We start from the raw sequence: 14,318 nt of genomic DNA, 5'->3' as shown, positions 1-14,318 counted from the left end.
TGCGCGGTCAGTCCTCGGGCTTGTCGTCAGGGCCGGAGCCCAGGCTTCCGACGAGCGGCGCGGTGAACGTCGCCGTCTCGTACTTGGACGGTGTGACGGGAAGGGCGTTCACGGGCGTACCGGGCGACGAATCCTCCGGGGACTCGGGGTCCGGACGGCTCGCGTTCCGCTGCTCCTTCGCCAGCCGCCGGGCCAGCTGCGGGATCGGGGCGGGCCACTCCCGGTGTTCGGGAGCACCCGGCCGGACGGCTCCGGAGAATTGCTTCCTGCGGACTCCGGAAAGCCGGTCGATGCGAATGCGGGCCCTTCTGTTTGGCGCATGGATGTAGCGATTGTCCGATACGTACATGCCGACATGCGCGCGGCCCCGGAAGAAGACCAGGTCGCCCGGCCGCAGTGACCGAATGGGCACCTTTCGCGGGACCGCGCGGTATTGCGAATAGGTCACCCTCGGCAAGCGCACGCCGGCCCGCCGCCAGGATTTCATGACCAGGCCGGAGCAATCGTAGGCGCGCGGGCCGGTGGCGCCCCAACCGTAGGGCTTGCCGACCTGCTTGCGGGCGAACCGGAGCGCGGTCCTGGCGCGATTCTGCTGGCGCGCGACCGCGCGCCGGTATTTGTTGTAGGCGCGCACCTTGCGCAGTGTCGCGGGGTCGAACGCGAGCCGCTGGGCGGACGCCGGCCGCGGCTCGGGGACCGGGGCCGGCCGCGCCGACGCCTCGGCCGGGACCGTCACTAACATCGTCGCCGCCAGCAGGCATCCGGCGGTTTGCGGCATCATGCGGGCCGCCCGTTTGGAGCGGGTACGCGGTTTTCCGGCTTTATGTTGGCGCGGGAATGGTCGCCGGCCGTGCGGTGCGATGTCCATGCGGCATCCTCCGTTGTGCACGTCGCGTGTCGACGTTTTCCGAGGAATCGACTACCCGCGCACCTTGCCCGGCTATTCGGCGGCTCGCCGAACTTTAGGTGATCATGGTAGTGGCATGGAAATGTCATGTTCGCCGATTGGCGGCGGCGCCGCTAAGCAACGAACAAGAAAGTCATCACGCGCGAAAAGCCCAGAGTCCCCCGTAGGCGGAGATCGGCGGCGCGGCGGTCCGCGGCGGTGGCGCGGTCACCCGGCGCGGGTCTGGTAGACGGCCTCGATGGGAGTGGCCTGCAAGTGCGGCGGCTGCTCGTAGGTGTAGTGCCGCTCCTCCGCGTAAGGCCGTTCCTCCACGTAGGGCGGCCGCTCCTCCGCGCTCATGTCCGGAGGGCTCACCGTGCTGATCAGGTGCGCCTTCTCCGTCCCGTACAGGTAGGCGCCCAGCCCGGTCAGCAGCCGGTGGACGTCCTGCGGCGGCCGTACCACCAGCCGCAGGAACTGGCTGGTGCTGCCCAGCTTGTTCCCGCACTCCCGGACGAACACGCCGTGCTCGCTCAGCAGGTAGTCCCGCAGCTGCACGCCGTTCTTGTCGTCGGGCAGCTTGACCAGGATGAAGTTGCCCTGGGAAGGGAACACCCGCAGCCCCGGCATCGACGCCAGCTGCCGCTCCATCGACCTGCGGTCCAGCGCCGCCCGGGCCAGGCTCGCCCGGTATTCGGCGCGGTGCTCCTTCAGCAGGAACACCACGATCTCGGCGAAGGAGTTCAGGTTCCACTTGGGCAGCATCTTCCTGACCCGCCCGGCCAGCGCCGGGTTGGCGACCATGTACCCGAACCGGATGCCGTGCAGCCCGAAGTTCTTCCCCAGGCTCTTCAGGACGATCACGTTCGGCCGGATGGCGGCCTCTTCGGCGACGCTGGTCAGCGGCTCGGCGTCCACGAAGTCGATGAACGACTCGTCCACCACCACCAGGTCGAGGTCGACCAGCGCGTCGAGCATGCGCAGCACGTCCCGGCGCGGGATGTAGTTCCCGTCGGGGTTGTTGGGGTTGCAGATCACCGCGACCCGGGAGCGGCGCTCGCGCAGGAACCCGACGAACGCCTCCAGGTCGAGGGCGAAGTCGCGGTTCTCGGGAAGCGGGAACATGTCGACCCGCTTGCCGGTCTCCAGCGGCTGGTCGGTCCACCGCCCGAACGTCGGGATCGGCGTGCACAGGCTCTCCTGGACGAGCAGGTGGTCGATCCAGGTGATCAGCTCGGTGGAGCCGTTGCCCATCGCCACCGTCTGCGGGTTGAGCCCCAGCGTGGCGCACAGTTCGGCGGTGATGGTGTCGGCGCTGCTCGGGTAGTACTTGAGGATCGTCTCCAGGTTGTCCCGGAGCCGCCCGAACATGTCGGGCGTCGGGAAGTACGGGTTGCAGGGGATGCAGAAGTCGACCAACTCGGCGCCGTTTCCGGTGTCGGCACGGTTGAGCGCGAAGAACGACGGGCTGTGCGCGTTCTGCCGGAGCAGGTTCGCGTCGATGGATCCTGCCAACTCGGACCTCCAGGGGGATGGGCACCGAGAGGAGATACGAGCCCGCGCGCGGAGAGGTTCGACCGTGTCCGCTACGCCCCCGCGGAGAGGTAGATCGTCCGCCCCCGCTTGCGCGCCTCCCGCGCGGCGGGGATCCGCGGCGCGGTCAGCGCGGGCAGCAGCTCGGCGGCGTCCTCCCACGGGTAGAACCGGGCGTCGTCCAGCTCCTCCTCCTGGAGCCGGATGCGCGCGGGGTCGTCGACGACGCCGCCGTCCCACATGAACGTGACGATGGGCCTGGGCCGCTCGCCGTCCGCCGGCAGCCACCCCATGACCAGCAGGTCGCCCAGCCGGACGTCCAGCCCCAGCTCCTCGGCGACCTCGCGCACCGCGGTCTCGTGGGGCGGCTCGCCCTCGTCGGCCATGCCCCCGGGGAACGCCCAGTGGTCCCGGTAGTTCTGCTTGACCAGCAGCAGCCGGTCGTCCTCGTCGGTCAAGATCACCGACGCCGACATGTAGAGGGTGGGCAGGCTTCCGTACCATTCCGCCGCAGGCAACCAATCCGCACGTCCCACCCGCCTCACGCTAGCCCACGGGCGTCGGAACCGGTCCAAAGCACGGCCGCGACCGTACTTTCGGCCGGTTCCGCCGACGCCGCCGCTTCCTAGCCTCGAAACCATGGACGCAATGGAACGGCCCAGGGGGCCGGGCGGAACGCTGGTCAACATCGGGCTGGGCGCGGTGTTCGCCCTGGGCATCGCCTTCACGGCGTACATGCTCATCGACAGCTGGGGCAAGGCGTACTGGATCTTCACCACCGCCATCGCGGTGGTGATGGGCGCGCTCGCGCTGCTGCGCGAGCGGCAGCGGCTGTGGACCGCGGCCGCGGGCGTGGCGGTGACGGCCGCCGCCGTCGTGGCGGCCCTGGTGGCGGAGCTGCCGCAGGAGCCGTCGCCCATGGCCGCCCTGGCCCTCGCCGTGCTCGTGGGCTCCTCGATCAGAACGCTGCCGGTGTGGCCGGCCGTCGCCATCGCCGGGGGCGGCGCCGGGGTGGCCGCGCTGGCCTGGGCCTCCGGGCCCACCGGGGTGGCGGCCATGACCACCATGCTGGTGGTCGGGGGCCTCATCGCCGGGCCGGTGCTGCGCGCCTTCGCCCCCGGCCCGCGCTCCGGCGTCCCGGCCGGCGAGTCAGTAACCTGGCCGCCGTGACCGTTCCGGAGCGATGGGTCAGGGTCGCCTCCGTGGCCGGCCTCGGCGCCGTGTTCCTCGCGGCGATCGCCGGCCAGGCCGCCGCCATCGCGCAGACCTGGGGCGCCTGGTACTGGGTGCCGGGCAGCATCTCCGCCGCGGCGGTGTGCCTGCTGGCGCTGCTGGGACGGCACCGGCCGCCCTGGCCCGCGGTCGCGGGCCTCGGCGTCACGGCGCTGGCGATCCTGGTGCTCCTTCTGGTCGACCGCGACCTCCCCGCCGAGCCCAGCCCCGCCCTGGCCGTGGGCCTGGCGGTGCTGATCGGTTCCGCGGTCCGGACCCTGCCGCCGGTGCCGGCCGGTGCCGTCGCGGGCGCCGGGCTGGCGGTGGTCGCCGCCGGTCAGCTCGCCGCCGCGCCGCCGCCCGCCGGCTCGTCGGTGACGTCGATGGCCGTGCTGTTCTGGCTGGTCGCCGTCGTGGCCGGGCTGACGCTGCGGCTGCTGGACTCCCGGGCGCGCGACGCCGCCGAGCGGGTGCGCCGGGCCGAGCGGCTGGAGCTCGCCCGGGAACTGCACGACGTCGTGGCCCACCACATCACGGGCATGCTCATCCAGGCGCAGGGCACCCGCGTGCTCGCGCGGCGGAACCCGGAGCAGGTGGCCGACTCCCTCAGCGAGATCGAGGCCGCCGGCACCGACGCCCTGGCCGCGATGCGGCGGGTCGTCGGGCTGCTGCGCGACGAGGACGACGCGGCGCCGGCGGCCCCCGGGCCGGAGCGGCTCGGCGCGCTGGTCGAGCGTTTCCGCCGGCAGGGCCCGGAGGTGCGGTTGAACATGCGGGACGAGGACGCGGAGTGGCCGCCGGAGGTGACCAGCACCGTGTACCGCGTCGTCCAGGAGGCGCTGACGAACGTGCTGCGGCACGCGCCCAAGGCCAGGTCCGTCGCGGTCGCGGTCGAGCAGGGCCCGCAGGGCGTCAGCGTCGAGGTCACCGACGACGCTCCGGCGGTCTCCGCCCAGCCCCACCACCGCGGCGGATACGGTTTGATCGGCATGCGCGAACGCGTCGAGACGCTCGGCGGCTCGCTGCACGCCGGACCCCGGCCCGGTGCCGGCTGGTCCGTGCGGGCGACCCTGCCCGTCCGCACCAGGGAGCCCTGATGACCATCTCGGTCCTGCTCGCCGACGACCAGGCGATGATCCGCCGCGGGCTGCGGCTGATCCTGGAGGACGAGCCCGACATCAGCGTCGTCGGGGAGGCGCCCGACGGAGCGGAGGCGGTCGCCATGGCCCGGCGGCTGCGTCCCGACGTGTGCCTGGTGGACATCAGGATGCCCCGGCTCGACGGCATCGAGGTGACCCGCGCGCTGGCCGGCCCGGGGGTGCCCGACCCGATGCGGGTCATCGTGGTCACCACGTTCGACCTCGACGAGTACGTGTACGGGGCGCTGCGCGGCGGTGCGGTGGGGTTCGTCCTCAAGGACGCCGGGCCCGCCCTGCTCGTCGAGGCGGTCCGCGCCGCCCACAACGGCGAGGCGCTGGTCTCGCCGTCGATCACCGTCCGGCTGCTGCGGCACCTGACGGCCGCCTCGGCCCCGTTCCGCGCCGCGCAGTCCCCGCCGCTGTCGGACCGCGAACTCGAGGTCGTCCGGGCCCTGGCGCGCGGCCGCACCAACCAGGAGATCGCCTCAGAGCTGTTCATCTCGCTGAGCACGGTCAAGAGCCACCTGTCGGGCATCCAGACCAAGCTGGGGGTCCGCAACCGCGTGGGCATCGTCACGTGGGCCTGGGAGAACCGCCTCGTCGAGCCCAGATAGCGGGCCGTCCCGACACCATGCTCGGCGACCGCACCCCGGCCGAGGCGGGTCCGCCAGGCCGTCAAATCCTCCGGCGGTCCGCGAGCGCCCCCGGCGCCGGCGGGGTGCCCCCGCCGGCATCGTGTCAGCGAATGGCCCCGGCGGCTGAACCGGTCGAAAGTACGAGCGCCCACGACCCGATCCGTGCTTTGGACCGATGCTCGAAGGTGCCGCCGATTTCCAACATGGACGCATGCGACATGACGTTTCCACCCCGGTCTTGCAGGCCGAGGGATTGACGAAGAGGTACGGCCGCCGGGTGGCCTTGAACCAGGTCGACCTGACCATTCCGGCCGGCCGCGTCGTCGGCCTGGTCGGCCCGAACGGGGCCGGCAAGTCGACGCTGCTGAACATGGCCTGCGGCCTGCTGGAACCGACCTCGGGCACGCTGCGCGTTTTGGGGTCGCGCCCGGCGGAGAGCGCCGCGCACCTGGCCCGGGTCGGGTTCGTGGCGCAGGACACCCCGGTGTACCCGTCGTTCAGCGTGGCCGACCATCTGCGCCTGGGGTCGCGGCTGAACCCGTCCTGGGACCAGGGACTGGCCGAGCGGCGCATCGCGCAGGTCGGGCTGAACCCGGACCAGCGGGCGGGCGGGCTGTCCGGCGGCCAGCGCGCGCAGCTGGCACTGACGATCGCCGCCGCCAAGCGTCCCGAACTGCTGATCTTCGACGAGCCGGCGGCCGCGCTCGACCCGCTGGCCCGCCGCGGGTTCATGGAGAGCGTGGTGGAGTTCGTCGCCGAGCTCGGCGCCAGCGCCGTGCTGTCCTCGCACCTGATCAGCGATATCGAACGGGCCTGCGACCACCTCGTCGTGCTGTGCGAGGCGCGGATCCAGGTCGCCGGCAAGGTCCGGGACCTGCTGGCCGGCCACCACCGGCTGGTCGCGCGGCAGGGCGAGCTCGACCGGCTGCCCGCCGATGTCGAGGTCATCCAGACGGAGCACCACGGCCAGTTCAGCCGCGCCCTGGTGCGCACCCAGGCACCGCCGTCGTCGATCCCGTGCCAGATCGAATCCGTCACGCTCGAAGAACTGGTGCTCGGCTACATGTCCCGGGCGAACACCGCGTCCGCCGTCCCCGCCGCGGCCTGGGAGGAAGCGCGATGATCTGGTTGAACTGGCGGCAGTTCCGCCTCCAGGCGCTCGCCGGCGCCATCGGGCTCCTCGTGATCGCCGCCTACCTGCTGTACCTGGGCGTGGAGGTCCGGGACGCCCACGACGCCTACCGCTCCCAGTGCCCCGGCAAATGCGCGCAGGCCCGAAGCGAGTTCCAGAGCACCTACCAGAACACGCTGCTGTTCCTGGCCGCCGGGCTCTGGCTGATCCCCGTCATCGTCGGCGCGTTCTGGGGAGCGCCGCTGATCGCCCGAGAGCTAGAGCTCAACACCCACCGGCTGGTGTGGAACCAGAGCGTGACCCGCCGCCGCTGGCTGACCAGCCGGATCGCGTTCGTCGGCCTGGGCGCGATGATCCTCACGGGCCTGGTCGGCCTGCTGCTCACCTGGGCGGCCGCCCCCTACGACCAGGTGGCCGCAGACCGGTTCGGCACCGTGGAGTTCGGTGCCCGCAACATCGCCCCGATCGGCTACGCCTTCCTCGCCTTCACCCTCGGCGCCGTCGTCGGCCTGCTCGTGCGCCGGACGCTCCCGGCGATGGCCATCACGGGCGTCGTCTTTCTCGTGCTCCAGATCTCGGTGGCGAACATGGTGCGGCCGAATCTTATGCCGGCCGAGAAGACGACCCTGCCGATGACCGCGCAGAACATCAACCAGGCCAGGAACCTGGGCAGCATCACCGGCTCGCCCTCCATCGGCGGCCTGCAGGTGCCCGGTGCCCCCGACGCGTGGATCAGCGAGATCAGCCCAATGCGCACCGCCGACGGCCGGACGGTCGCCTCGAGCGCGTTCAACGGGTGCCTCAACACCCCACCGAAGACCGGCGCCGGCGGAACGTTCGGCGACACCGCGGTGTGCCTGTCCAAGCTCAACCTGCACGTCGAAATGAAGTACCAGCCGGGCAGCCGCTACTGGCCGTTCCAGCTGACCGAGACCGGGCTCTATCTGGTGGTCAGCGGAATCCTCATAGCCATCGCCCTCCAGCGCGTAAGGCGCGCCTGAACCGACACCCGCGCCGGTTGCGCCGCCGGAAAACTCCTGATGCTCTTGGCCGCCTACCGGCTGCTCACCCGCCCCGAATCGCCTGTTCTCACTCCCGTTCCAGCCAAGGAGACATGATGAACCTCCCGACGGCCGGTGCCCCCGGCAGCGGTGCGGAAGCCGAGACCGGTGACGAAGGACGCCAAGGCCACCGGAGAGAACAGACGCACCCGCCCAGGCCTCGTGTCGGCGACGCGGTCGGGGAACATGCTGCTCGCGGCCTACCAGGCGTCTCTGGAGCTGGCGGCCGACCCGGTTCTGCGGATCGCCGAACGTGACGACGGGCTGGGGGTGCGCCTCCCCGTCACGCATTGGATCGCCCCGATCGACCAGTGGCCTGACGAAGAACGCCAGGCATTGGACCTGGTCAAGGGCAAGGTTCTGGACATTGGCGCGGGCGGCGGACGGGCCGCACGAGTGCTGCTCGACCGGGGACATGACGTCACCGCACTCGACGTCTCACCGGGTGCGCTGGAGGTCTGCCGACGGCAGGGCATCCAATCCGTCGTTTGCGGCACGGTCGACGGCGGACGCCACAAGGTCATCTGGACAGGACAACGGCACGCGCGCGACAAGATCAGGAGTTCTCAGACAGGCTCCTACCTTGATGCTGTTGGTGATCGCGGTCGGTGGCCGCGAGCATGCCGTCCAGCATGACGTACGCCTTGCACTGCACGATCCGTAGAGCTTCGCGCAGGTCAGGAGCCACTTCGACGAGCAATTCCGCGACCTCGGTCACGCAAGGTCATCTGATCACAGCCGACCAGCGGGCGGGATGCTTCCGCGTCCCGCCCGCTGGATCCTCGCCCGTGCGCGACGTGCGCCGGTCGCTGTGATAGCGGGCTGCCTCCATACAGGTGACCGAACCCGGTGAACGAATGTGGTCAGCGCATCAGGAACCGGGGCCGTCGACGAGCTTGCAGGGTTTTACGGGCCCGTCGGTGATCTCTGGCGACATGCCGGCGGTCCATGCTGGTCCGATCCCCTCTGTGAGGGCGAACTCCAGCACGACGGTCTGCCCGCTCTTGACGACCCGCGGATCGATGGCGAAGACGCCACGATCGCTGTCACCCTCCGGGAGGACGGACAGTTTCGAGCTGGCGGGTAGGACGTTCTGTACACGAGGCCCGGCGCATTGCTTGCCGTCGGGAACGAAGTCCACCACCGCGTTGAGGCCCATCTCCCGCAGGTCCCCCTGCAGCCTCTTGGGGTTCTTCATGTCACCCAGGGTGATGAGGATGGTGCCGTCCTTCTGCTTGGAGACGGCGTACGCCTCATCGCCACCTAGGACCTGTGGACCTGCGACGGCCACGGCCACGGCAGCGGCCAGCACCGGCGCCAGCACGGCGGGTCGCAGCCGCCGCCGCTTCGGCTTGACTTCCTGGCGGATCTCGGTCATGACGAACTCCTTGATGTGCCGCTGCCGGTCCCGGGGGAGTCGAGGCTCGTCCCGAGGCGGCAGCAGTCGTGCCAGTTCCTCGCGCTCGCCTGCGTTCATCAGTACGTCTCCTCTGTGGACCGGACCGCGTTTTCGCGGTCACCTCTTACCTGTCGCGGCACTGCGCGCGGTTCCCTGTCGGCGACGGCCTTTTCCAATTTCCTGCGCGACCGGGAAAGCCGGGACCGCACCGTCCCCACCGAGATGCCCAGCGCCTCGGCCGCCTCGGCATAACCCAGTCCCGACCACACCACCAGTGCGAACACGTCCTGTTCCTGCCGCCGCAGAAGCCCGTACGCCTTCCGCACCGCGGCCAACCGCTCCGCGTCGTCGATCCGCCCCGCCACCTCATCGGCGAAATCGGGCATTTCGCCCCTGCTCGGCATCCTGGCCATCGCCGCGTCGAACCTGCGCGCGGCTCTCCGCCTGTTGCGCGCCACGTTCGTCGCGATCCCCAGCAGCCATGGCCGCAGCGATCCGCCCTCGGGATCGATCCGCGCCCTGAGCCGCCACGCCTCGAGGAACGTCAACGACATCACGTCCTCGGCGGCCGACCAGTCTCCTGTCAGCCGGAACGCATGCCCGTAGACCGATTGGGCGAGCTCATCGAAGAGCCGCTCGAAAGCCTCGGCATCCCCGTCCCGGATCCGTATTCGTATCGATATGTCCACATAGAGGTACTGTCCGCACCGTCGCGCGAGTTCCCGACGAGTCCGAAGCCGAATCCCAGATGATCAGACGCGCGGACGCAACCAGCCTGTGGCCAGCAAGATCGGGATAGAAAGGGCTCAGCGTTGTGCAAGCCAAACTGCGGGCGGCCGGGTTGACGATTCCGCCCGGCGGCTGACGAAGCTCTGGTGTCGTCATATCGGGGCCGGGCGATCACGCGCGTGTTCTCGACCTGGCGGGGCTTGTGGGTCGGCTCCGATGCGCGCAGCAAGCGTTTCGCGTTGCCCGGTTGCGACACCGTCGTCCTCCGATACGCGGAACGCATTGAAGAGGTCAACCGGCCGGGCTTTCCGCAGCGCTTCGGGGCAGCGTCGCGGGGGACAGCGCAAACCACGACCCGCCACGCGATCGACCACGGCCGCCCGATGAGCCCACGGGGAGGGAGGAACGGCCGTTCGACGTTGGTCACCCGCGGCTTCAGGTGCGCGCCAGATCCTGCGGGCCGCGGGCTGTCTACACGGGCGCTCGCCCCTGCACGAGCGCGCCCAACTCCAGGTCGATGTAGGGCTCATTGAGACTGAGGCAGTCTCATCGGATTTCGAGGCAGCCTGCTCCTCGTTGACACCCGTGACGGCGATCCTGGCCGTCACGTCCGAAGACTCCGGCACGATGCTTCCGATCCACGTCGTTGCAATGCCTTCACCGGCCAACAGCCCCTACCGTGGCCGCGGTCTTCGAGCCGTGTACTTCGGGTTTGGTTTCCGAGCTGGAGCCTCAGGTGTTGGTCAGGGTGCGGTGGAGGAGGGGGAGCAGGCGGTCCCAGTGGCGCTGCAGTGCGGAGGGGTTGAAGGCGTCGGTGTCGGACATGGTGAAGCCGTGGACGGTGCCGGAGTAGATCTCGGAGGTGTAGTCGACACCTGCGGCATCCAGGGCCTGGTTGAGCTCGCTGAGGGCCTCGGGCGTGATGTCGGTTTCGGCGTGGCCGAGGTGGACCTGGGCGGTGAGCTCGGAGAGGCCGACGGCGTCCACGGGGCAGTGGAATCCGGCGACGGCGGCCACCTGGCCGGGGTGGGCCGCGGCGGTGCGCATCGCCAGGAGGCCACCTATGCAGTAGCCGGTCACCGCGACCGGCCCGGCGCTGACCTCGGGCTGGGTGGTGAGGAACCGGAGGTAGGCGTCGGCGTCGCGCAGGACGCGTTCGGTAGTGTGCTCCTCGATCAAGGGCATCAGCTGGGCCATGACCGCGGGCCGGACCTCTTCTCCGATGTGCTCGGGAAGTTCGATCACCGGTGCCGGACCGTGCCGGTAGAAGAAGTTGGGGACGAGCACGTGGTACCCGTGCCCGGCCAGTTCGCGGGCCATCTCTCGCAGCACGGGCCGGATGCCGAAGCCGTCCGCGTACATCAGCACCCCCGGGTGGCGCTCGCCGTCGTCGGGGAATGCGGCGAAGGCGTCGGCCTGGCCGTCGGTGGTGGGAATCTGCAGAGTCTTGGTGGGCATGGCTTCTCCTGTCGTGGTTGATGCGTCGAGCCTGTGATCAACACGACGGAGGCGGAGCCCGTGCGGCGCTCAGAAGAGCACCGGGTCACCAATCCGTGTGTGGCGCAATGCCGTCCCGGTAATCATCGCCGCACAGCGTACCGGACAAAGCCGACGCCCTTGTCGGTGGCTGGGCTAGAGGCCGGCTACGTCCTGGGGGAGGATTAGGCGGAGGTCGTCCAGGGTCGGTTCCAATTTGCTGCGTTCCAGGCGGGCCATGCGGCGGGCGTGGGCGGTCTTCAGGGTTTCGAAGAGCTTGCGGACCTCCCGGCCGTTGCCCTGGGCGTAGGTCTCGGCGGCGGCCACGAGGTGGGCGCGGATCGCCTCGGCCGCGCCGTCCTGTAGGACGAACCCGGACGACTCGGTCAGGGCGGTCAGGATGGCCAGGAGCTCGTCCGGGCTGTACGCGGGGAAGGCGATCGTGGTCGAGAAGCGGGAGTCGAGCCCGGGATTGGCGGCGAGGAAGCCGTCCATCTCCTCGGTGTAGCCGGCCGCGATGACGATGACCTCGTCGCGGTGGTCCTCCATCAGCTTGACCAGGGTGTCGATGGCCTCCTGCCCGAAGTCGTGGCCGCCGCCCCCGGGGCGGACGAGCGTGTAGGCCTCGTCGATGAACAGGACGCCGCCGCGGGCCCGTTCGAAGACCTGGGTGGTCTGGACGGCGGTGTGCCCCACGTGCCGTCCGACCAGGTCGCCGCGGGAGGCCTCGACGACCTGGCCGCGGGCCAGCACGCCGAGGGCGGCCAGCAGCTCGCCGTACAGGCGGGCGACGGTGGTCTTGCCGGTGCCGGGCGGGCCGGAGAAGACCAGGTGGCCGGGCATCGGGTCGGCGGGCAGCCCGGCCTGCCGGCGGCGGCGGTTGGCCGCGATCACCGCGAGCAGGTCGTGGATCCGCTCCTTGACCTCGGCGAGGCCGACCATGCCGTCCAGCCGGTCCATGATCGACTGGAGCTGGCCGGGGTCGCGGGCGTCGCCGTGGCGGATGCCGAGCCCGCCCTCGACGATCCCGTCGAGGTCCGCGGCGACCAGCAGGGACAGGTCGGACGCGGACGGGGCGTCGAGGTCGGCCAGCCGCAGCGCCTGCTGCTGGAGGGCGGCCTCGAAGATGCGGCGGGCCTCCCGGCCGTTGCCGAAGTGCTCGTCGCGGCGGGCGGACTGGAAGTGCCCCAGGAGGGCCTCTTCGAAGGGCGGATCGATCTGGAAGCCGTACTGCTCGGCCAGCAGCCGGACGATCGAGGTCAGCTCGGCGGGCGCGTAGTCCTCGAATTCGATCGTGCGGGAGATCCGGGACTGCAGGCCGGGATTGGCGCTCATGAAGTCCCGCATCTCGGCCGAGTAGCCGGCGAAGACGAGCACGACCTCGTCGCGGTGGTCCTCCATCAGCTTGACAAGGGTGTCGATGGCCTCCTGCCCGAAGTCGGTCCCCGAGCCGAACCGGCGGGACAGGGTGTACGCCTCGTCGATGAACAGGACGCCGCCGATCGCGTTGCGGAACACCGCCGTCGTCTTCTGCGTCGTCTCGCCGAGCACCTTGCCGACCAGGTCGCCGCGCGACACCTCGGTGAAGTGGCCGTCCGGGACGGCGCCCAGCGCCGCCAGCAGCCGCCCGTACAGGCGGGCGACGGTGGTCTTGCCGGTGCCGGGTGAGCCGGAGAACACCATGTGGCGACCCATCGCCGGGCCTTCCGGCAGCCCGGCGGCGCGGCGCTGCTCGGCCACCCGCAGGAACTTCACCAGCTTCCCGATCTCCTGCTTGACCTGCTGGAGCCCGATCATGGAGTTCAGCTCGGCCAGGAGGGCGTCCACGTCCTTGGGCCCGGCGGCGGGCTGCGGCGCGGGGGCCTTGGCGGGCGGCTCGGCGGGCGCCTCGGCCGGGACCTGTGCCTGCCCGTCCTTCGGCTTGATCACGAGGTCGGTGACGTCGGCGGAGCCGTTGTCGTGCGACGACGTGCCCTCGAGGTTCACCCGCGACCCGCGCGAGATCACCAGCCCCGCCCCTCTGCTGCCGGTGATCGTGCAGTTGAGCAGGTTCAGGTCGGTGTCCGGGTCGACCAGGACGCCTTTGCCGTTGCCGGTCACCGGGGTGCCGTCCATCGTCAGCGTGCCCTTGGTCGAGACCGCCGCGCCGTAGCCGCAGGCGGTCAGCGCGCCGCCCCTGAACGTGCCGGTGGCACCGCCCAGCACGATGAGGCCGTAGCTCGCGACCTCGACGACCTCGCAGTTCGAGAACGAGCCGGTGGCGCGCTTGTCGACGGCGATGCCGTTGTCGCCGCCGCCGCGGATCCGGACCCCGGTCGCCGTCACGTTCGCCGACTCGACGGCGGCGATGGCGACCAGCCCGGAGCGCTCCACCTCCAGCCGTTCGATCAGCGCCTTGGAGTTGTCGCTCACCGTCAGGGCGTTCTGCCCGCTGCGCCGGATCGCGCCGCCCCTGATCACGACGTCGGAGCGTTTCTGGACGAGGATCCCGCCCGCCTTGGGGTCGGTGATCTCGCAGTCCTCGATCTGCGGGGACGCCCCGGTGTTGACCCAGATGCCGTGCTCTCCGGCGTCGCTGATCCGGACCCGGCGCAGCGTGACCTTGCTGCCGGTGTGCAGCGCCACGCCGCACATCGCGGGGCCGGTCACCTCGGTGTCCTCGATCGTCCCGCGCGAGTCGGCGAGGACGATGCCGCCGTCGCGGACGGTGCACCCGCGCACATGCAGCTCGGACCCGTTCCACACGCTGATCGTCCGGTTGGAGGTGCTGATGAACTCCGACCGCTCCGCCCGGCACGTGCCGCCCATGACCTGCAGCGCCGCGCCGGTCTCGTGCCAGTTCCGCAGCGTGAGCCCTTCCAGCGTGACGTTCCCCTCGACCCGCAGGTCGTACTCGCCGGTGCTGTCGATCACGACCGTCCCGGGGCCGGCCGCGGCGGAGATGTGCGCAGTGCCCCAGTACCTGACCGCGTCCATCCGGTACTGCCCGGGCTCGATGACGATGTGCCGGGTCACACCCTGCGGGAGGGACTCCTTGAGCGCGTCGAAAATCGTTCGGAAGGCTCTCGGGGCGTTCTGGGACACCACCAGGCGGTGCACGTGGCCTCCTCGAATCG

Annotated in this window: 13 protein-coding genes; 6 read left to right on the top strand and 7 right to left on the bottom strand. The window is 70.6% G+C overall.

Translation table 11 applies throughout. The features are described from left to right. Positions 1-7: 7 nt before the first annotated feature. The 3 genes from ABD340_RS27155 to ABD340_RS27145 form a co-directional block, all read right to left on the bottom strand. Complete coding sequence (locus ABD340_RS27155) at positions 8-868, bottom strand: C40 family peptidase (protein ID WP_344592641.1); 861 nt, start codon at positions 866-868, stop codon at positions 8-10. Between the two features lie 246 nt (positions 869-1,114). Next, the gene (locus tag ABD340_RS27150; RefSeq protein WP_344592640.1) at positions 1,115-2,401 is read right to left on the bottom strand and encodes a pyridoxal phosphate-dependent aminotransferase; all 1,287 of its coding nucleotides are present in this window, start codon (positions 2,399-2,401) and stop codon (positions 1,115-1,117) included. 71 nt (positions 2,402-2,472) lie between these two features. Next, positions 2,473-2,955: an NUDIX domain-containing protein gene (locus ABD340_RS27145; RefSeq protein WP_344592638.1), complete on the bottom strand. Its 483-nt coding sequence runs from the start codon at positions 2,953-2,955 to the stop codon at positions 2,473-2,475. 103 nt (positions 2,956-3,058) lie between these two features. Here ABD340_RS27145 and ABD340_RS27140 point away from each other — a divergent pair, with 103 nt between their 5' ends. The 6 genes from ABD340_RS27140 (at position 3,059) to ABD340_RS27115 (ending at position 8,234) form a co-directional block, all read left to right on the top strand. Continuing rightward, positions 3,059-3,589, top strand: coding sequence for a hypothetical protein (locus tag ABD340_RS27140; protein WP_344592637.1), 531 nt, complete (start codon positions 3,059-3,061; stop codon positions 3,587-3,589). After that, complete coding sequence (locus ABD340_RS27135) at positions 3,586-4,728, top strand: sensor histidine kinase (RefSeq protein WP_344592635.1); 1,143 nt, start codon at positions 3,586-3,588, stop codon at positions 4,726-4,728. The genes ABD340_RS27140 and ABD340_RS27135 overlap by 4 nt, the downstream gene beginning before the upstream one ends. After that, positions 4,728-5,384, top strand: coding sequence for a response regulator (locus ABD340_RS27130; protein WP_344592633.1), 657 nt, complete (start codon positions 4,728-4,730; stop codon positions 5,382-5,384). The genes ABD340_RS27135 and ABD340_RS27130 overlap by 1 nt, the downstream gene beginning before the upstream one ends. A 232-nt stretch (positions 5,385-5,616) precedes the next feature. Beyond that, the gene (locus tag ABD340_RS27125) at positions 5,617-6,528 is read left to right on the top strand and encodes an ABC transporter ATP-binding protein (RefSeq protein ID WP_344592632.1); all 912 of its coding nucleotides are present in this window, start codon (positions 5,617-5,619) and stop codon (positions 6,526-6,528) included. Next, positions 6,525-7,538: an ABC transporter permease subunit gene (locus ABD340_RS27120; RefSeq protein ID WP_344592631.1), complete on the top strand. Its 1,014-nt coding sequence runs from the start codon at positions 6,525-6,527 to the stop codon at positions 7,536-7,538. The genes ABD340_RS27125 and ABD340_RS27120 overlap by 4 nt, the downstream gene beginning before the upstream one ends. A 168-nt stretch (positions 7,539-7,706) precedes the next feature. After that, positions 7,707-8,234 carry a methyltransferase domain-containing protein gene (locus ABD340_RS27115; RefSeq protein ID WP_344592630.1) on the top strand — a complete coding sequence of 176 codons (528 nt, stop codon included), beginning with the start codon at positions 7,707-7,709 and terminating at the stop codon, positions 8,232-8,234. 235 nt (positions 8,235-8,469) lie between these two features. Here the strand turns inward: ABD340_RS27115 and ABD340_RS27110 are convergent, their stop codons facing one another. The 4 genes from ABD340_RS27110 to ABD340_RS27095 all read right to left on the bottom strand — a co-directional run bounded on the left by ABD340_RS27110 (position 8,470) and on the right by ABD340_RS27095 (position 14,301). Then, the gene (locus ABD340_RS27110) at positions 8,470-9,075 is read right to left on the bottom strand and encodes a hypothetical protein (RefSeq protein ID WP_344592629.1); all 606 of its coding nucleotides are present in this window, start codon (positions 9,073-9,075) and stop codon (positions 8,470-8,472) included. Further along, the gene (locus tag ABD340_RS27105) at positions 9,075-9,686 is read right to left on the bottom strand and encodes an RNA polymerase sigma factor (RefSeq protein WP_344592628.1); all 612 of its coding nucleotides are present in this window, start codon (positions 9,684-9,686) and stop codon (positions 9,075-9,077) included. Before ABD340_RS27105 ends, ABD340_RS27110 begins: the two co-directional genes overlap by 1 nt. A 772-nt stretch (positions 9,687-10,458) precedes the next feature. Further along, positions 10,459-11,184 carry a dienelactone hydrolase family protein gene (locus tag ABD340_RS27100; RefSeq protein WP_344592627.1) on the bottom strand — a complete coding sequence of 242 codons (726 nt, stop codon included), beginning with the start codon at positions 11,182-11,184 and terminating at the stop codon, positions 10,459-10,461. A gap of 174 nt (positions 11,185-11,358) precedes the next feature. Then, on the bottom strand, positions 11,359-14,301 hold the full coding sequence (locus ABD340_RS27095) for a right-handed parallel beta-helix repeat-containing protein (RefSeq protein ID WP_344592625.1): 2,943 nt from the start codon (positions 14,299-14,301) through the stop codon (positions 11,359-11,361). Positions 14,302-14,318 lie beyond the last annotated feature (17 nt).

The organism is Actinomadura vinacea, assembly GCF_039532545.1.
Classification (GTDB): domain Bacteria; phylum Actinomycetota; class Actinomycetes; order Streptosporangiales; family Streptosporangiaceae; genus Spirillospora; species Spirillospora vinacea.
This window is presented reverse-complemented; position numbering and strand designations above follow the sequence as displayed.